The following is a 15,229-nucleotide window of genomic DNA, read 5'->3' on the forward strand; positions in this document are numbered from 1 at the left end:
TGCTGCATGGGTTGAGCCGCGAAGTTCGATGCCATTACATGGATTACAAACCCCTCAGAAATCTCCTACACAAATAAGTAATAGTTTTCCCCGACGAAGGAATAAACCACGGTAGCCGGCGTCCTTCTTGTCAGTGCCATTCATCACAGCCAGAGAACACGCCTTTTCCATGAACAACATCGACGGACAATTGCGTGAAATCATTCCCAGGCTGCGACGCTTCGCCGTGTCGCTGACGCGCAACCCCAGCAGTGCCGACGATCTGGTGCAGGCAAGCCTGGAACGAGCGCTGTCGAATTGGAGCGCTAAACGTCCGGAGGGCGACCTGCGGGCCTGGCTGTTTTCGATTCTTTATCGGCAGTTTCTCGACGCCCACCGCCGCTCCCGGCGGTATGCGCGGATGCTCGAATTCTTTACCGGGCGCGACGATGCACAGCCTTCGGTAGAACGCACGGTAATCGCCCAGTCGACCCTGCAAGCCTTCGATCAGCTCAACACCGAACAGCGCGCGCTGCTGCTCTGGGTATCGGTGGAAGGCTTGAGTTACAAGGAGGTCGCCGAGATTCTCGACGTCCCCATCGGCACCGTGATGTCACGCCTGTCCCGCGCGCGTCAGGCCTTGCGCCAGCTCAGCGACGGCGAAATCACCCGCCCTTCCCTGCGGAGACTCAAATGATCAACCTGCCTCCCAACGAGCGTGACCTGCACGCCTACGTCGATCACCAACTCAGCGATGCCGACCGACATCAAGTGGAAATTTATCTGGCCGGCAACGCCGAAGTGGCCGCACAAGTACGCGCCTGGCAGCAAGACGCCCAACAATTGCGCGCAGCCCTGAGCGGCGCCTTGCAGCAACCGGCCAATCCGCAACTTGACCCGGCGCTGATTCGCCAGCGCCTCAAACGCCAGTCTCGCCGTCATCTGGCCAGTGCCGCGATGTTGTTGATTGCGGTCAGCGTCGGCGGATTGGGCGGTTGGCACGCGCGGGAGATGACTCTGGTCAGCCCCCCACTGCCGATGGCCGATGCGATGCAGGCCTACCGACTGATTGCTCAGCAAGGCATGCTGCCGGCGGATTACCAAGTCAGCGACGATGGCGATATGCAAGGCTGGCTCGACCGCTATTTCAGCCAGGCCCATCGCCTGCCGAACTTGGCGGGGGCAGGCTACAAACCGGTCAGCGGCCGTTTGCTCAGTACCGAACAAGGGCCGGCAGCGATGGTGGTCTACGAAGATCAGGGCGGCCACAAAGTCAGCTTTTACGTCCGTCCGCCGGGACCGAAAAACTTCCTCCTGCCCCGCGGCAGCCGCAGCGACGGCGAACTGCAGGCCGAGTATTGGTCGGATGCCGGGTACAACTACGCGATGGTCAGCCCGAGTGACACACCGGCGGCGCAGATGCTCAAGCAGACACTGAAGTTCTGATCCGGGTTGTGGTCACCCCTGCCCAAACACCTGCGAAGGCCTGCGCAACAGCGGGTCGAACGGGTTGATCCGCGGCCCGATCAACGCCGCTTCGCGCTTGAGCATTTCCACCACGGTCGGCAAACGATCCGGCCCCAGGCGATCACTGATCGTGGCTACGCTCAACGCCGCCACCGCCCGGCCGTCGCGATCGAGGATCGGCACGGCCACGCCGGCCATGCCCTGCAACACGCCGGTGTTGCGCCCGGCGTACCCGAGCGCGCGCACATTCTCGACTTCCGAGCGCAGGAACACTTCGTCATACAGGTGAAAATCCTTGAGCCGCGGCAAGTTGTAGTGAATCACCGTGTCGCGTTCCTCTTGCGGCAGGAATGCCAGAATCGCCAGGCTGCCCTGACCCACGCCGAGCGCCACCCGTCCGCCGATGTCACCGGTAAATGTGCGGATCGGAAACGGCCCTTCACTGCGGTCCAGACAGATCGCATCAAAGCCACTGCGCGCCAGCAAAAACAGCGAATCGCCCAGCGATGCCGATAACCGCAGCAATGCCGGCCGCGCCAGTTCTCGCAGGTTGTTGGTATTGCCGGCGCGGGCCGCCAAGGCAAAAAACTCCAGGCTCAGGCGATAGCGTTTGCTGCGGGCGTCCTGCTCGACCATGCCCTCGTCCATCAAGCTGCGCAGCAAGCGGTGGGTAGTCGGTTGCGACAAGCCGATGCGCTGCGCCAGTTGCGTCACGCGTTCGCCGCCCTCGACGGTGTCACCCAGGCTGCGCAGCACCGCAAACAGTCTTGAGACCGCACCGACACCGACTTCATTTTTGTTTTCATTCCGATCAGTGGAATCTGACATTTGATTTCTCATCAATAAATTTACTCACTGAATAAAACTGAAAATAGTCATCGCTTCAGTGAAATAGGTTATTGAGCCCATCCTATTCTTCGTCCTACTCTGCGTCCATACAGGGGCGATTCGAACAACAACGGCAGCCGACACATGTCGAGCGCCAACACCCCCCGCAACATCTTTTCGTATCTGCCCATACAAAAAAGCGCGCCGTTGGCGACGCATAACAATCTCAGGTGGAGCGCAGTCATGGCCTTTGTGCAGCTTGAAAACCTCGGCAAACGATATGGCGAGATCGACGCAGTCGTCGCCACCAACCTGTCGGTGGAAAAAGGCGAGTTCGTCTCACTGCTCGGCCCCTCCGGCTGCGGCAAAACCACCACCCTGCAAATGATCGCCGGCTTCGTCGAAGTCAGCAGCGGACGCATTGTGCTGGACGGTCGCGACATCACCCACGCCAAACCCGCCAGCCGTGGCCTGGGCGTGGTGTTCCAGAGTTACGCGCTGTTCCCGCACATGACCGTGCAAGACAACGTCGCCTTCGGCCTGCGCATGCGCAAAGTACCCAACAGTGAGTTGCAGCAACGGGTGGACCGGGTGCTGAAACTGGTTCGCCTGCACCAGCACGCCGAGCGTTACCCGCGAGAGCTTTCCGGCGGCCAGCGCCAGCGTGTTGCACTGGCCCGGGCGTTGGTGATCGAGCCGCCGGTGTTGCTGCTCGACGAACCGCTGTCCAACCTCGACGCCAATTTGCGCGAAGAGATGCAGTTCGAAATCCGCCGCATCCAGCGCGAAGTCGGGATCACCACGCTGATGGTCACCCACGACCAGTCCGAAGCGCTGTCGATCAGCGATCGGGTGGTGGTGATGCAGGCCGGGCGCATCACCCAGATCGACGCCCCTTACACCCTCTACGAACACCCGCGCACCGAGTTCATTTCCGGGTTCGTCGGCAAAGCCAATCTGCTGCCCGGTAAGCGAGATGGCGCCGGCGTGGTTCAGGTGTGCAACACCGGCAACGGTGAACTGACGTTAAGCCTGCGCCCGGAGAAAATCGATCTGCGGGAAAAAGGCCATGGCCGTCTGCAAGGCAAGATCGCCAGCCGCTTCTTCCTCGGCAGCCAATGGTTGTACGGCGTAACGACAACCCTGGGCGAACTCTGCGTGGTGCGCCGCAACGACGGCTCGGCGCCACTGGCCGAAGGCACGGCGGTCGGCCTCGACTGGGACGCGGCACTGCTGCGGGTGCTGAGTGTCGACGAGGTGTCGGCATGAATACGCTCGCCGCCATCCGTCAGGGACGCCAAGGGTATGTGTTGTCGGCGCCGGCCCTGGCGTTGTACGTCGGCCTGCTGGCGATCCCGCTGCTGCTGACGCTGGTGTTGTCGTTGAACGTCTTCGACTACAGCTCGGGGATCAACAGCGACGCCTACACCTTCGCCCATTACAGCAGCCTGCTGGGCGATCCGTACTTCTACGAGATCTTTCTGCGCACGATGTGGATCAGCGCCCTGACCACCCTGCTCTGCGTGCTGATCGGCGTGCCCGAGGCCTACATCCTCAGTCGCATGGGCGCACCGTGGCGTTCGATTTTCCTGATTCTGATCCTCACGCCGCTGCTGATTTCGGTGGTGGTGCGGGCGTTCGGCTGGAGCCTGTTGCTGGGCGCCGACGGGCTGGTCAACCAGACCTTGCAAGCCTTCGGTGGCTCGCCGATGAAGCTGCTTTACACGCCGTTCGCAGTGGTGATCGCGCTGGTCCACGTGATGCTGCCGTTCATGATCATTCCGGTCTGGACCTCGCTGCAAAAACTCGACCCGGCCGCCGAGCAGGCTGCGCTGTCACTGGGCGCCAGCCACTTCACGGTGATACGCAAAGTGGTGTTGCCGCAGGTCATGCCCGGCGTGCTCTCCGGCACCTTGATCGTGTTCGGCCTCGCGGCCAGTTCCTTCGCCATTCCCGGCCTGCTCGGCGGACGCCGGCTGAAGATGGTCGCCACGCTGATCTACGACCAGTACCTGTCGGAGCTGAACTGGCCGATGGGCGCCGCGATTGCCGTGGCCCTGCTGTTGCTCAACCTGCTGATCATGCTGTCGTGGAACCGAATGATCGAAGGCCGCTACAAGAAGTCATTGGGATAATTCGTCATGTCCAGAAACGGTCCTTTCGCCCTGCTGTTCCATGCCCTGGTGGTGCTGTTCATGCTCGCGCCGCTGGTGGTGGTGTGCCTCGTCGCCTTCACCCCGGAAAACACCCTGAGCCTGCCGACCACGGATTTCTCCCTGCGCTGGTTCCGCGCCGTGTTCGAACGTGCGGACTTTGTCGATGCGTTCTACAACAGCCTGATCCTGGCCTTCAGCGCGGCCAGTCTGGCGACGCTGATTGCGGTGCCGGCGGCGCTGGCGATCACCCGCTTCGAGTTCCCCGGACGGGACTTTTTCAACGCCCTGTTCCTGTCGCCGATCATCATTCCGCACCTGGTGCTGGGGGTGGCGTTGCTGCGCCTGTTCGCGCTGATGGGCGTCAACGGCAGCTTCGCCTGGCTGATCTTCGCCCATGTGCTGGTAATCACGCCGTATGTGTTGCGGCTGGTATTGGCGTCGGCCATAGGCCTGGACCGAAGCGCCGAACACGCCGCGCAATCCTTGGGTGCCGGACGCTTCACGCTGTTCCGGCAAATCACCTTGCCGATGATTCTGCCGGGGGTCGCCGGTGGCTGGCTGCTGGCGTTCATCAACAGTTTTGACGAGGTCACGTTGTCGATCTTCGTCACCTCGCCGGCCACGCAAACCTTGCCGGTGCGCATGTACGTGTACGCCACCGAATCCATCGATCCGATGATGGCGGCGGTGTCGGCCCTGGTGATCGCGCTGACCGCGCTGACGATGATTCTGCTCGATCGGGTCTACGGCCTGGATCGGGTTCTGGTGGGTAAACAATGAGGGCGCCATGGCTCTGCTGAAACGACTGGCCGAAGGCGACCGCCCGGCCCTGGACTTTACCCTCGACGGCGTGCCTGCCAGCGGCTTGCTCGGCGACACCCTGCTGACCGCCGTGCTGACCTGCAGCGAACACCTGCGCGGCAGCGACTTCAGCGCCGAACCCCGCGCCGGCTTTTGCCTGATGGGCGCCTGCCAGGACTGCTGGGTACGCCTGGGCGATGGCCGCCGGGTGCGGGCCTGCTCGACGCAGCTTGAAGCCGGCCAGCAGGTCAGCCGCGAACCGGGGCGCTCGGTATGAACGCGGTGGTGATCATCGGCGCCGGCCCCGCCGGGATTCGTGCGGCGCAGACGCTGGTGGCGCATGGCGTGCGCCCGGTTCTGCTGGACGAAGCCGCACGCGGTGGCGGGCAGATTTATCGGCGGCAGCCGATGAACTTCAAGCGCTCGCCCGTCAAGTTGTATGGCTTCGAAGCCCCCAAGGCCAACGCGCTGCATCAAACCATCGACGCACTGCGCAAACAACTCGATTACCGCCCCGACACGCTGGTATGGAACGCCGAGGCCAACGCGCTCGACACCTTGCACGAGGGCCGCGCCATACGCGTGGCGTTCTCCCGGGTGATTGTCGCCACGGGTGCCACCGACCGGATTCTGCCGGTGCCGGGCTGGACGTTGCCGGGGGTGTACAGCCTCGGCGCGGCGCAGATCGCCTTGAAGTTTCAGGGCTGCGCCATTGGTGAACGCGTGGTATTCGCCGGCAGCGGACCGTTGCTGTACCTGGTGGCGTATCAATACGCCAAGGCCGGTGCCAACGTGGTCGCGGTGCTCGACAGTTCGCCGTTCAGCGCTCAGGCCCGCGCCCTGCCCGGTCTGTTGTCACAACCGGCTACCCTCGCCAAAGGCCTCTATTACCGCACCTGGCTGACCGCCCACGGCATCCCGGTGCATCAGGGCGCCAGCTTGTCAGGCATCGATGGCCAACAGCGTGTGCAATCGCTGATCTGGCGCAACGCAAAAGGCCAACATCGAATCGACTGCGACGCCGTCGCCTTCGCCCATGGCCTGCGCAGCGAAACCCAACTCGCCGATCTGCTGGGCTGCGAATTCACCTGGAACCCGCTCAACCGCGCCTGGCTGCCACAGCGCGACAGCGCCGGGCGCAGCAGTGTCGCCGAGGTGTACCTGGCGGGTGACGGCGCCGGCATCATGGGCGCCGACGCGGCGGAAATGGCTGGCGAACGGGCAGCCCTGGCGCTGCTCGAAGACAGCGGTTACCTGCTCCCGCCGCAACGTGCCACCCAGCTGGAACAGTCGCTGAAAGCAATCGGCAGATTCCGCCAGGGCCTTGAGCGTGCCTTTGCCTTCCCCGAAAGCTGGGCCACCGACGCTGCGGATGACCTGATGATCTGTCGCTGCGAAGAAGTACGCGCCGGCGACATCCGCCAGGTGGTGCGCGAAGGTCATTGGGAGATCAACCGGGTCAAGGCCCACTGCCGGATCGGCATGGGTCGCTGTCAGGGCCGGATGTGCGGGGCCGCCGCCGCGGAAATCATTGCCTGCGAAAGTCAGCGTTCAGTAGCCGACATCGGTCGGTTGCGGGCTCAGGCACCGATCAAACCCTTGCCGTTCGGTCTGGAGGTCGAGCCATGATCGAAGTCGAGGCGGTCATCATTGGCGGTGGCATTGTCGGGGCCTCCGCCGCCCTGTTTCTAAGCAAGGCCGGCCGACGCGTGGCACTGCTGGAGCGGGACTTTTGCGGTTCGCATTCCAGCGGCGTGAACTATGGCGGCGTGCGTCGTCAGGGCCGGCCGCTGTCGCAATTGCCGTTGTCGCAACGGGCCCACGAAATCTGGGGACAGCTGCCGCAATTGATCGGCATCGACGGTGAGTACCAGCGCAGCGGTCACCTGAAACTCGCCCGCAGCCTCAACGATCTGCATGCCTTGCAGGATTACGCCGCCAGCAGCCAGGGGTTCGGCCTTGATTTGCAACTGTTCGACCGCAGTGAGTTGCGCGCACGTTTTCCGTGGGTCGGAGACGTCGCGGTCGGTGCTTCGCTGTGCCCGGACGATGGCCACGCCAACCCGCGCCTGGTGTCTCCAGCGTTTGCCCAAGCGGCACGTCGGCATGGCGCGCAGGTGCATGAGCAATGCGCAGTCACGGCGGTGGAACACAATGGTCAGCGCTTTCGCGTCAGCACTCAATCCGGCCTCGAACTGCGCGCCCCCTGGCTGCTGAACTGCGCCGGCGCCTGGGCCGGCAACCTTGCCGCGCAATTCGGTGAAGCGGTGCCGATGCACGCCGGGCACCCGGCGATGCTGGTCACCGAGCCGTTGCCGCTGGTGATGAATGCCAGCACCGGCGTCGAAGGCGGCGGCATCTATGCCCGTCAGGTCGCGCGGGGCAATTGTGTGTTGGGCGGCGGCCAGGGCTTTGCCCTTGATGGTGCCCGCGCCCGACCTGGCCAGAGCGCGGTGATCGAGATCCTGCGTCAGGCCGTCGAGCTCTACCCGTTTCTTGAAGGCGCCCAGGCGATTCGTACCTGGAGCGGCACCGAAGGTTATCTGCCCGATCGTCAACCGGTGATCGGTCACAGCAGCATGCAACCCGGTCTGTTGCACGCATTCGGCTTTGCCGGCGCGGGCTTTCAGATCGGGCCTGCGGTGGGCCAGGCGCTCACCGAGATCATCTGTAGCGGCGCGTCAAAGACGCCGCTGGATGCGTTTTCCATCACCCGGTTTCACTCCATCTCCGTAGCTTGATAGAGGAAGGTCGCGCCAATGAATAACCTCAAACGCACTGCACTGCTCGGTTTGTCCTGCATGAGCGCCCTGCTCACGGTCACTCAGGCCCACGCCGAACCGACGCTTTACCTGGGCATGAACGGCGGGACCATGGAGCGGCTCTACGCCGACAAGGTGCTGCCGGCTTTCGAGAAAGCCAATAACGTCAAAGTGGTGATTGTGCCGGGGACCTCGGCCGATATTCTGGCCAAGGTCCAGGCCAGCAAAGGCAACCCGCAATTGCACGTGATGTTCCTCGACGACGGCATCATGTACCGCGCCATTGCCATGGGCCTGTGCGACAAACTCGAAGACAGCCCGACCCTGGCGCAGATTCCGCCCAAGGGCCGCATCAAGGATCAAGCGGTGGCGGTCAGCCTCGGCGTTACCGGGTTGGCGTACAACACGCGGCTGTTCAAGGAAAAGGGCTGGAACGCGCCGACCTCCTGGATGGACATGGCCGATCCGCGCTTCAAGGACAAACTGGTGTTCCAGTCGATGGCCTCCTCGACCTTCGGCCTGCACGGTTTCCTGATGTTCAACCGGATTCAGGGCGGCAGCGAGACTAACGTCGAACCGGGGTTCAAGGCCTGGCCGAACACCGTCGGGCGCAACGTGCTGGAGTACATTCCGAGCTCGGCGAAAATCTCCGAAATGCTCCAGACCGATGAAGCGGCGCTGTTCCCGCTGACCCCGACCCAGGTCACCGCACTGAAACTCAAGGGCATGCCGGTGGAATATGCGCAGCCGAAGGAAGGCTCGGTGGTGCTCAACGTGGCCGAATGCGCCATCGCCAACAACACCCAACCGGAACTGGCGCAGAAACTCGCAGCCTTCTTGCTGACACCTGAAGCACAGGCTGCGGCGCTTGAAGACGGCGATCAGATTCCGTCGAACCCGAATACGCCAACCACCGACAAGACCCGCGGTCAGGTCGAGGCAATGAAACACTATCTGGAAACGGCGATTGCCATCGATTGGGATCAGGTCAACGAACAGCGTCCGACGTGGAATGACCGGTGGAATCGCAGTATCGAGCGCTAACCTCGAAGATCAGGTGAGAGGGCTTTTGTGGCGAGCTCCTGTGCCACAAAAGCCTTCTCGACACAAAAGCTTGGTCGGCAGCAGTGGAAGGAAAATTACCCACTTGGTTAAACTACGCCGCTGCGGCTCAGGGGGAGCCGGCCTGAAGATTACGGGGTGACATCACATTGGCCGTACGACCGCCCAACCGTCCGCAACTCACACCACGCTGGTCCGCGCTACGCCGTTTTTTCGGCAAGGCATTCGCGGCGCCATCCAGTGGCAGCGCGCAAGGCCGGGTGATCCACGACTACTTCCGCCACAAGGCCCATGTTCAGGGCTACACCCTCAGCCACAGCCAGTTGCGCGTGATCGACTGCATGGCGCAGCACGCGTCGGCGCTGCCGGGGTCATCGACGCCACTCCCCGGACTTTACCTCCATGGTGCGGTCGGGCGCGGCAAGAGCTGGCTGCTCGACGGTTTTTTCCAGGCCATCCCCGTCACGGCAAAACAGCGCCTGCACTTCCATGAGTTTTTTGCGCAGTTGCACCAGGGCATGTTCAGCCATCGCGATCAGCCCGATGCGCTGGCAACCACCCTCGACGAACTGCTGCAAGACTGCCGGGTGCTGTGTTTCGATGAATTCCACGTGCATGACATCGGCGATGCGATGCTCATCACGCGGTTGTTCAAGGCGCTGTTTCGCCGGGGGATTCTGCTGCTGGTGACCTCAAACTACCCGCCGGAAGGTTTACTGCCCAACCCGCTTTACCATGCCCGTTTCAAACCGGTGATCGACCTGATCAACACGCGCATGCAGGTGATGGAAGTCGGCGGCCCCCATGATTACCGCAGTCAGGCGCGACCCCGTGCGCAGCAGCTGTTTACCCAGGGCCAGTACGTCTGGCCGGCCACGGTGAGCCAGCGTCAGGCGCTGCACCTGCTCGAACACGACGCACCGCCCATTCGGCTGCCCGTCGGGACACGACACCTTCAAGCCCGATACTGCGAAGGGCGAACCATTGGCTTCACCTTCGCCGACTTGTGCGAACACCCCACCGCCGTCATGGACTACCTGGAACTGTGCCGGCGCTTCGACCGCTGGATCATCGACAAACTGCCCAGCCTCGCCGGCTGTTCAATCGCCGCCCAGCAACGCTTCATCAACCTGATCGACGTGTTGTACGACCAGGACAAACACCTGATTCTGCTCGGCCACCAGTCATTGCGCGAATGCCTGGATGGCGATGCCATCGACCTGGCGCGCACGCGCAGCCGGCTGGGGCAGTTACTGGAAGTCAGGGAACTCGCCTGACAGCCACCACCACTTTCCCGCTATCATGTCGCCCATTTCCAGGCCCCAGCGCCTTCCTTCAGATCAATAGCGAACCTGCCTATGCACACCCTCGCACAACTGCGCGCCGGCCAACTGTCGGGTATCACCCGCCTGGACCTGGTCTGTGGCCTGACCGAATTCCCCCGGGAAATCTTCGACCTGGCGGACTCGCTGGAAGTGCTCAACCTCAGCGGCAACGCCTTGCGCAGCCTGCCGGACGATCTGCACCGCCTGACCCGTTTGCGCGTGCTGTTCTGCTCGGACAATCAGTTCACCGAACTGCCCGCCTGCCTCGGCCAGTGTACGGCGCTGACAATGATCGGTTTCAAGGCCAACGCCATCGAACACGTGCCGGCCGCCGCCCTGCCGCCGCTGTTGCGCTGGCTGATCCTGACCGACAACCGCATCACGGATCTGCCAACCGAACTGGGCGAGCGCCCGTACCTGCAAAAACTCATGCTCGCCGGTAACCGCTTACAGCGTTTGCCCGAGAGCCTGAGCCACTGTCATCGACTTGAACTGATCCGCATTGCCGCCAATCAGCTCACCGAGCTTCCCGAATGGCTGCTGACCCTGCCGGGCCTGACCTGGCTGGCGTACGCCGGTAACCCATTGGAAACCGAAGCCGATGCGGCCGCACTTGAAGCCACGACGAGCATTCCCTGGTCCGAGCTGAGCCTGGAGCAGAAACTCGGCGAAGGCGCGTCGGGGGTCATTCATCAGGCGCTGTGGGAGCAGACAAAACAGGTCGCGGTAAAACTCTACAAAGGCGAGATGACCAGCGACGGCTCGCCGTTGCACGAAATGAACGCCTGCATCACCGCCGGCATCCACCCTAACCTGATCCGGGTCGAAGGGCGGATCGTCGGGCACCCACAGGCGCAAGCCGGGCTGGTGATGCAACTGATCGATCCGAGCTACCGCAACCTGGCCAGCCTGCCGAGCCTGGCGTCCTGCTCCCGCGACATCTATGCCGACGACACCCGGTTCAGCGCCGGCGTGGCAATGCGCATCGCCAGTGGCATCGCCTCGGTGGCCGAACACCTGCACCGTCAAGGCATCACCCACGGCGACCTCTATGGCCACAACATTCTGTGGAACGAGCATGGCGATTGTCTGTTGGGGGATTTTGGCGCGGCATCTTTCCATGCCACCTCGGACAACCTTGAAAGCCGCGCGCTGCAACGGATCGAGGTACGGGCGTTCGGGATTTTGCTGGGAGAATTGCTGGAGCGGATCGACTCGGGGTTGAGCGCTGAACAGCGGGTCGCGTTAGAGAATTTACAACAGCGCTGCTGTCAGGCGGATGTGTTGGCGCGGCCGGGGTTCAGTGAGGTGGTGCGGGAGATGGCCGCGTTCAACTAGCGGCAAATATAGAACCTGTGGCGAGGGAGCTCCCTCACCACAGGTTAAATCACAACGGTCAGAACCGCTTAACCCGCCAACCCGACAAACATGTCCTGCACGTCATCGTGGTTATCGAGGCCTTCGAGGAACGCTTCGACTTCTGCCATCTGCTCGTCGCTCAAGCCGCTCACCGGGTTCTTCGGCTGATAACCCAACTTGGCCGACAACACGGTGAAGCCTTGCTCCGGCAGCGCTTTCTGTACCGCATCCAGGTCCGCAGGGTCGGTCAGGAACAGCGTCGCGCCGTCTTCGCCCGGCTCGAAATCCTGGGCGCCGGCTTCGATCGCGGCCATTTCCGGATCGGCGTCAGGGCTGTCCGGGGACGCCTCGATCATGCCGACGTGGTTGAAGTCCCAGGCCACCGAACCGGAAGCGCCCAACTGGCCCTTGCGGAACGCCACGCGGATTTCAGCGACGGTGCGGTTGATGTTGTCAGTCACGCATTCAACGATCAGCGGCACCTGATGCGGTGCGAACCCTTCATACGTCACGCGATGGTATTGCACGGTTTCGCCGAGCTGGCCGGAGCCTTTCTTGATCGCGCGTTCCAGGGTTTCGCGAGGCATCGAGGCTTTTTTCGCCTGTTCGACCACCAGACGCAGGTGTGCGTTGGTGGCGGTATCGGCACCGTTGCGCGCAGCAATGGTGATTTCCTTCACCAGTTTGCCGAAGATCTTGCCCTTGGCGTTGGCTGCCGCTTCTTTGTGTTTAACCTTCCACTGTGCGCCCATTACTCACTCTCTTGATCTGTGGCGCCGAGACATCTATTGGCCGACGCGTAGCGCAAGTTTATACGGCCTAAAGATGCCAATCGACCAAAAAATTCCAACATCTTCAGCCCACGACGGGTCGACATCTTCACCAGCGTTTGTAGGGCGATTCTGAAAAGTCGATTTGCGGTGACGCTTCAGGGCTATGGTTTCGTACCCTCTGCGCCCGTTCTCCAAGGCAGAAGCGCGCTCGATGCACAACGACAAGGAAAGCCCCTACACCCTGACACTCCTCGACGGCGGTCTGAGTTTGCAGGTGTTGCAGTTCAATGGCCGCGAGGGCCTCAACCAGCCCTATCGATTCGACATCGAGGTGATCGGCCTCGCGCCGGCGATGAACCTGGATCGGTTGCTGCAACAGCCGGCGTTCCTGAGGCTGTCGGCTGATCAGGGCATTCACGGCGTGATCCACAGCGTCAGCCGCGAACATCGCGGCCCGTATCGGGTCGGCTACTCACTGGTGCTGGCGCCCCATCTGCAACGACTTCAGTTGCACAGCTCGCGTCGGGTTTTTCATCGTCTCAGCGTGCCGGCGATCATGCGTCAGTTGCTGGAAAAGCATCAGCTGCCCGAGCACAGCTATCGCTTCGACCTGACCTGCGGCCACTACCCGCTGCGGCCCTTTTGCATTCAGTACGATGAGAGCGATCTGGCCTTCATGCAGCGGCTGTGTGAAGAAGAAGGCATCCACTTCCACTTCGAACATCAGCACGACGGGCACGTGCTGGTCCTGGCCGATGACAGCCTGAGTTTCCCGCAGGAACCGCTGCTGATGCCGTTCCATGCCGACGTGTTCAACGACCCGCTCTTGCCGGCGATCAGCGAACTGTTCCAGCGCCATGACCCGGACCCCGCCCCGGCACAATGGGATGCCAGAAACCGCGGCGCGCACGTGATCGGCGACGGCGCGGCCAACCACCCGCTCACCGGAACGGGCCCGGTTACGGCAAGACCTGCGCCCGAACAGCTTCATCGCGAACAGCTGGGCCGCCGCTCGCTGGAACGCCTGCGTTGCCAGCACCGGCAGATCCACGGCCAAAGCACCCTGAACGAGCTGCGCAGCGGACGAATCGTACAAGTGGCGCAGCACCCGCTCTCGAGCTTCAACGATCAGTGGCTGCTCACCGACATCCAGCACCATGGGCAGCAGCCGTCGATTCTCGCCGAGGACAAGCCCGGCCATGACATGGCCCGGCGCTACAGCAATCGTTTCACCGCCATTCCCTGGTCAATGGTGTTCAGGCCGGGGCTCAAACAGGTCAGGCCGAGGATCCCGGGCTATCAGACCGCCCGGGTGCTGGGCCCCGTCGGGCAGCCGGCAGCGCTCGACGAGCAAGGCCGAATACAGGTCTGCTTGTGGCCGAAACCGGGGTTCGAGGCGGATGAGTCCGTTGGGCTCTGGCTACCGGTCGCCCTCGCAGCACCGGACGGTCGGATCGATCCGTCCAGGCTGCCCTTGGCCGGCACCGAAGTGTTGGTCAGTTTTCTCGACAGCGACCCGGACCGGCCGGTGTTGTGTGCCGGCATGAGCCACCTCCAGCCTTCCCGTCCCGCTCCCGAGCCGCGCCGCGATGCGCATCTACTGCTCGACTGGCTGATCAACCGCTCGGATCCCATGCCGTGATTTTACCGGGCCGCTCCCGCAGGAATTTATGCTGGCCGCCAACCTTGCGTACGACGCAAAACCTGTGGGAGCGTGGCTTGCCCGCGATAGCCGCGCCGCGGTCTACCCGACGGGCGCCAGCCCAAAAAACGCCTGTATCAAGCGCAAATCCCGCCGCCGTTCCATACAACCGATCATGTGCCGATTGACCAGCCCCTCGCCAATGATCGGCACCGCCGCCACCCGTGGGTCGTGGCTGACTTCCACCGACGACACCACGCCCACGCCTAACTCGGCGGCCACTGCCTCGGTCACGGCCTCGCGACTGTCCAGTTCCAGCAACACCCGTGGATTGACCCCGGCCTGAACGCACGCCTCGTCGAACGTGCGCCGGGTAATCGAACTCGGCTCGCGCAGCACCATGATCACCTGATCCAGCGCCTTGAGCGGCAGCCCTTGCGACTGCTGCGCCCACGGATGGCCCGCGGGCACCAACGCGCAAATCCTCGACTCGCTCAACCCTTGCAGATGCAACCCTTTGCGCGGCTCCACTTCGGTCAGCACCGCCACGTCGGCATGCTCCGACAGCAACGCCGCGAGGGTTTCCTGGGCATTGCCCAACCGCAGGTTCACGGTGATCCCCGGATAACGCGCACGCAGGCTGGCGAGCATCGGCATGACCATGTGCGGGCCATCCGCCGCCACTTCCAGGCGCCCGGTGAGTAGCTGCCGGTTGGCCTCCAGCATCGCCTGCGCTTCTTCGGCCAGGCCGAACATTGCCCGGGTGATCGCCGCGAGCCTGGTGCCCTCTTCCGTCAACTCGACCCGCCGCGCGGTGCGGCGCAGCAAGGTGATCTGGTAGTGCTCCTCCAGCGCCTTGATGTGCCCGGTGACCGCCGGTTGGCTGATAAACAGGCGCTCGGCGGCGCGGGTGAAGCTGCCCTCTCGGGCCACGGCATCGAAGGCACGCAGCTGGAACAGATTCATGAATAACTCTCACTGATGGCTGGCATAACAACAAACAATTTGATTGATAGCACGCCGAATTGCAATTTATGCCCCGTAGTTTCATCCCACTGAGCTTTTGCAAGGACAC

15 protein-coding genes are annotated in these 15,229 nt (G+C 62.7%); 12 read left to right on the plus strand and 3 right to left on the minus strand.

The window, feature by feature from the left end; genetic code table 11:
• Window positions 1-169: 169 nt before the first annotated feature.
• Both LOY28_RS19425 and LOY28_RS19430 read left to right on the plus strand, forming a co-directional pair.
• The gene (locus tag LOY28_RS19425; protein WP_086945058.1) at window positions 170-676 is read left to right on the plus strand and encodes an RNA polymerase sigma factor; all 507 of its coding nucleotides are present in this window, start codon (window positions 170-172) and stop codon (window positions 674-676) included.
• Window positions 673-1,425, plus strand: coding sequence for an anti-sigma factor (locus LOY28_RS19430; protein WP_258612385.1), 753 nt, complete (start codon window positions 673-675; stop codon window positions 1,423-1,425). Before LOY28_RS19425 ends, LOY28_RS19430 begins: the two co-directional genes overlap by 4 nt.
• A gap of 12 nt (window positions 1,426-1,437) precedes the next feature.
• Here the strand turns inward: LOY28_RS19430 and LOY28_RS19435 are convergent, their stop codons facing one another.
• On the minus strand, window positions 1,438-2,274 hold the full coding sequence (locus LOY28_RS19435; RefSeq protein WP_018925445.1) for an IclR family transcriptional regulator: 837 nt from the start codon (window positions 2,272-2,274) through the stop codon (window positions 1,438-1,440).
• A 243-nt stretch (window positions 2,275-2,517) separates the two neighbouring features.
• Between LOY28_RS19435 and LOY28_RS19440 the strand changes: the two genes are divergently transcribed.
• The 9 genes from LOY28_RS19440 (at window position 2,518) to LOY28_RS19480 (ending at window position 11,718) form a co-directional block, all read left to right on the plus strand.
• Window positions 2,518-3,543: an ABC transporter ATP-binding protein gene (locus LOY28_RS19440; protein WP_258612386.1), complete on the plus strand. Its 1,026-nt coding sequence runs from the start codon at window positions 2,518-2,520 to the stop codon at window positions 3,541-3,543.
• A complete protein-coding gene (locus LOY28_RS19445) occupies window positions 3,540-4,409 on the plus strand; it encodes an ABC transporter permease (RefSeq protein ID WP_086945059.1) in 870 nt (289 codons plus the stop codon). The genes LOY28_RS19440 and LOY28_RS19445 overlap by 4 nt, the downstream gene beginning before the upstream one ends.
• 6 nt (window positions 4,410-4,415) lie before the next feature.
• The gene (locus LOY28_RS19450) at window positions 4,416-5,210 is read left to right on the plus strand and encodes an ABC transporter permease (RefSeq protein WP_019580025.1); all 795 of its coding nucleotides are present in this window, start codon (window positions 4,416-4,418) and stop codon (window positions 5,208-5,210) included.
• A 7-nt stretch (window positions 5,211-5,217) separates the two neighbouring features.
• The gene (locus LOY28_RS19455; RefSeq protein ID WP_018925441.1) at window positions 5,218-5,508 is read left to right on the plus strand and encodes a (2Fe-2S)-binding protein; all 291 of its coding nucleotides are present in this window, start codon (window positions 5,218-5,220) and stop codon (window positions 5,506-5,508) included.
• Window positions 5,505-6,860 (plus strand): NAD(P)/FAD-dependent oxidoreductase, encoded by a 1,356-nt coding sequence (locus tag LOY28_RS19460; RefSeq protein ID WP_258612387.1) that lies wholly within the window; start codon window positions 5,505-5,507, stop codon window positions 6,858-6,860. The genes LOY28_RS19455 and LOY28_RS19460 overlap by 4 nt, the downstream gene beginning before the upstream one ends.
• On the plus strand, window positions 6,857-7,972 hold the full coding sequence (locus LOY28_RS19465; protein WP_258612388.1) for an FAD-binding oxidoreductase: 1,116 nt from the start codon (window positions 6,857-6,859) through the stop codon (window positions 7,970-7,972). The genes LOY28_RS19460 and LOY28_RS19465 overlap by 4 nt, the downstream gene beginning before the upstream one ends.
• 18 nt (window positions 7,973-7,990) lie before the next feature.
• Window positions 7,991-9,037, plus strand: coding sequence for an ABC transporter substrate-binding protein (locus tag LOY28_RS19470; RefSeq protein ID WP_258612389.1), 1,047 nt, complete (start codon window positions 7,991-7,993; stop codon window positions 9,035-9,037).
• Between the two features lie 167 nt (window positions 9,038-9,204).
• A complete protein-coding gene (gene zapE / locus LOY28_RS19475; RefSeq protein ID WP_111454094.1) occupies window positions 9,205-10,332 on the plus strand; it encodes a cell division protein ZapE in 1,128 nt (375 codons plus the stop codon).
• Window positions 10,333-10,413: 81 nt separating this feature from the next.
• Window positions 10,414-11,718, plus strand: a complete 1,305-nt coding sequence (locus LOY28_RS19480; RefSeq protein ID WP_018925436.1) for a leucine-rich repeat-containing protein kinase family protein — start codon at window positions 10,414-10,416, stop codon at window positions 11,716-11,718.
• A 68-nt stretch (window positions 11,719-11,786) separates the two neighbouring features.
• Here the strand turns inward: LOY28_RS19480 and LOY28_RS19485 are convergent, their stop codons facing one another.
• The gene (locus tag LOY28_RS19485; RefSeq protein ID WP_007940960.1) at window positions 11,787-12,491 is read right to left on the minus strand and encodes a YebC/PmpR family DNA-binding transcriptional regulator; all 705 of its coding nucleotides are present in this window, start codon (window positions 12,489-12,491) and stop codon (window positions 11,787-11,789) included.
• A gap of 232 nt (window positions 12,492-12,723) precedes the next feature.
• Here LOY28_RS19485 and LOY28_RS19490 point away from each other — a divergent pair, with 232 nt between their 5' ends.
• Window positions 12,724-14,154 (plus strand): type VI secretion system Vgr family protein, encoded by a 1,431-nt coding sequence (locus LOY28_RS19490; protein ID WP_258614491.1) that lies wholly within the window; start codon window positions 12,724-12,726, stop codon window positions 14,152-14,154.
• Window positions 14,155-14,256: 102 nt separating this feature from the next.
• Here the strand turns inward: LOY28_RS19490 and LOY28_RS19495 are convergent, their stop codons facing one another.
• On the minus strand, window positions 14,257-15,120 hold the full coding sequence (locus tag LOY28_RS19495) for a LysR substrate-binding domain-containing protein (RefSeq protein ID WP_018925434.1): 864 nt from the start codon (window positions 15,118-15,120) through the stop codon (window positions 14,257-14,259).
• Between the last annotated feature and the right edge of the window lie 109 nt (window positions 15,121-15,229).

The organism is Pseudomonas sp. B21-017 (assembly GCF_024749245.1).
In the GTDB taxonomy this organism is placed as follows: Bacteria; Pseudomonadota; Gammaproteobacteria; order Pseudomonadales; family Pseudomonadaceae; genus Aquipseudomonas.

Coding starts and splice junctions, on each gene's coding strand:
- LOY28_RS19425 (WP_086945058.1), top strand. CDS start 170: ATGAACAACATCGACGGACAATTGCGTGAAATCATTCCCAGGCTGCGA.
- LOY28_RS19430 (WP_258612385.1), top strand. CDS start 673: ATGATCAACCTGCCTCCCAACGAGCGTGACCTGCACGCCTACGTCGAT.
- LOY28_RS19435 (WP_018925445.1), bottom strand. CDS start 2,274: ATGTCAGATTCCACTGATCGGAATGAAAACAAAAATGAAGTCGGTGTC.
- LOY28_RS19440 (WP_258612386.1), top strand. CDS start 2,518: ATGGCCTTTGTGCAGCTTGAAAACCTCGGCAAACGATATGGCGAGATC.
- LOY28_RS19445 (WP_086945059.1), top strand. CDS start 3,540: ATGAATACGCTCGCCGCCATCCGTCAGGGACGCCAAGGGTATGTGTTG.
- LOY28_RS19450 (WP_019580025.1), top strand. CDS start 4,416: ATGTCCAGAAACGGTCCTTTCGCCCTGCTGTTCCATGCCCTGGTGGTG.
- LOY28_RS19455 (WP_018925441.1), top strand. CDS start 5,218: ATGGCTCTGCTGAAACGACTGGCCGAAGGCGACCGCCCGGCCCTGGAC.
- LOY28_RS19460 (WP_258612387.1), top strand. CDS start 5,505: ATGAACGCGGTGGTGATCATCGGCGCCGGCCCCGCCGGGATTCGTGCG.
- LOY28_RS19465 (WP_258612388.1), top strand. CDS start 6,857: ATGATCGAAGTCGAGGCGGTCATCATTGGCGGTGGCATTGTCGGGGCC.
- LOY28_RS19470 (WP_258612389.1), top strand. CDS start 7,991: ATGAATAACCTCAAACGCACTGCACTGCTCGGTTTGTCCTGCATGAGC.
- LOY28_RS19480 (WP_018925436.1), top strand. CDS start 10,414: ATGCACACCCTCGCACAACTGCGCGCCGGCCAACTGTCGGGTATCACC.
- LOY28_RS19485 (WP_007940960.1), bottom strand. CDS start 12,491: ATGGGCGCACAGTGGAAGGTTAAACACAAAGAAGCGGCAGCCAACGCC.
- LOY28_RS19490 (WP_258614491.1), top strand. CDS start 12,724: ATGCACAACGACAAGGAAAGCCCCTACACCCTGACACTCCTCGACGGC.
- LOY28_RS19495 (WP_018925434.1), bottom strand. CDS start 15,120: ATGAATCTGTTCCAGCTGCGTGCCTTCGATGCCGTGGCCCGAGAGGGC.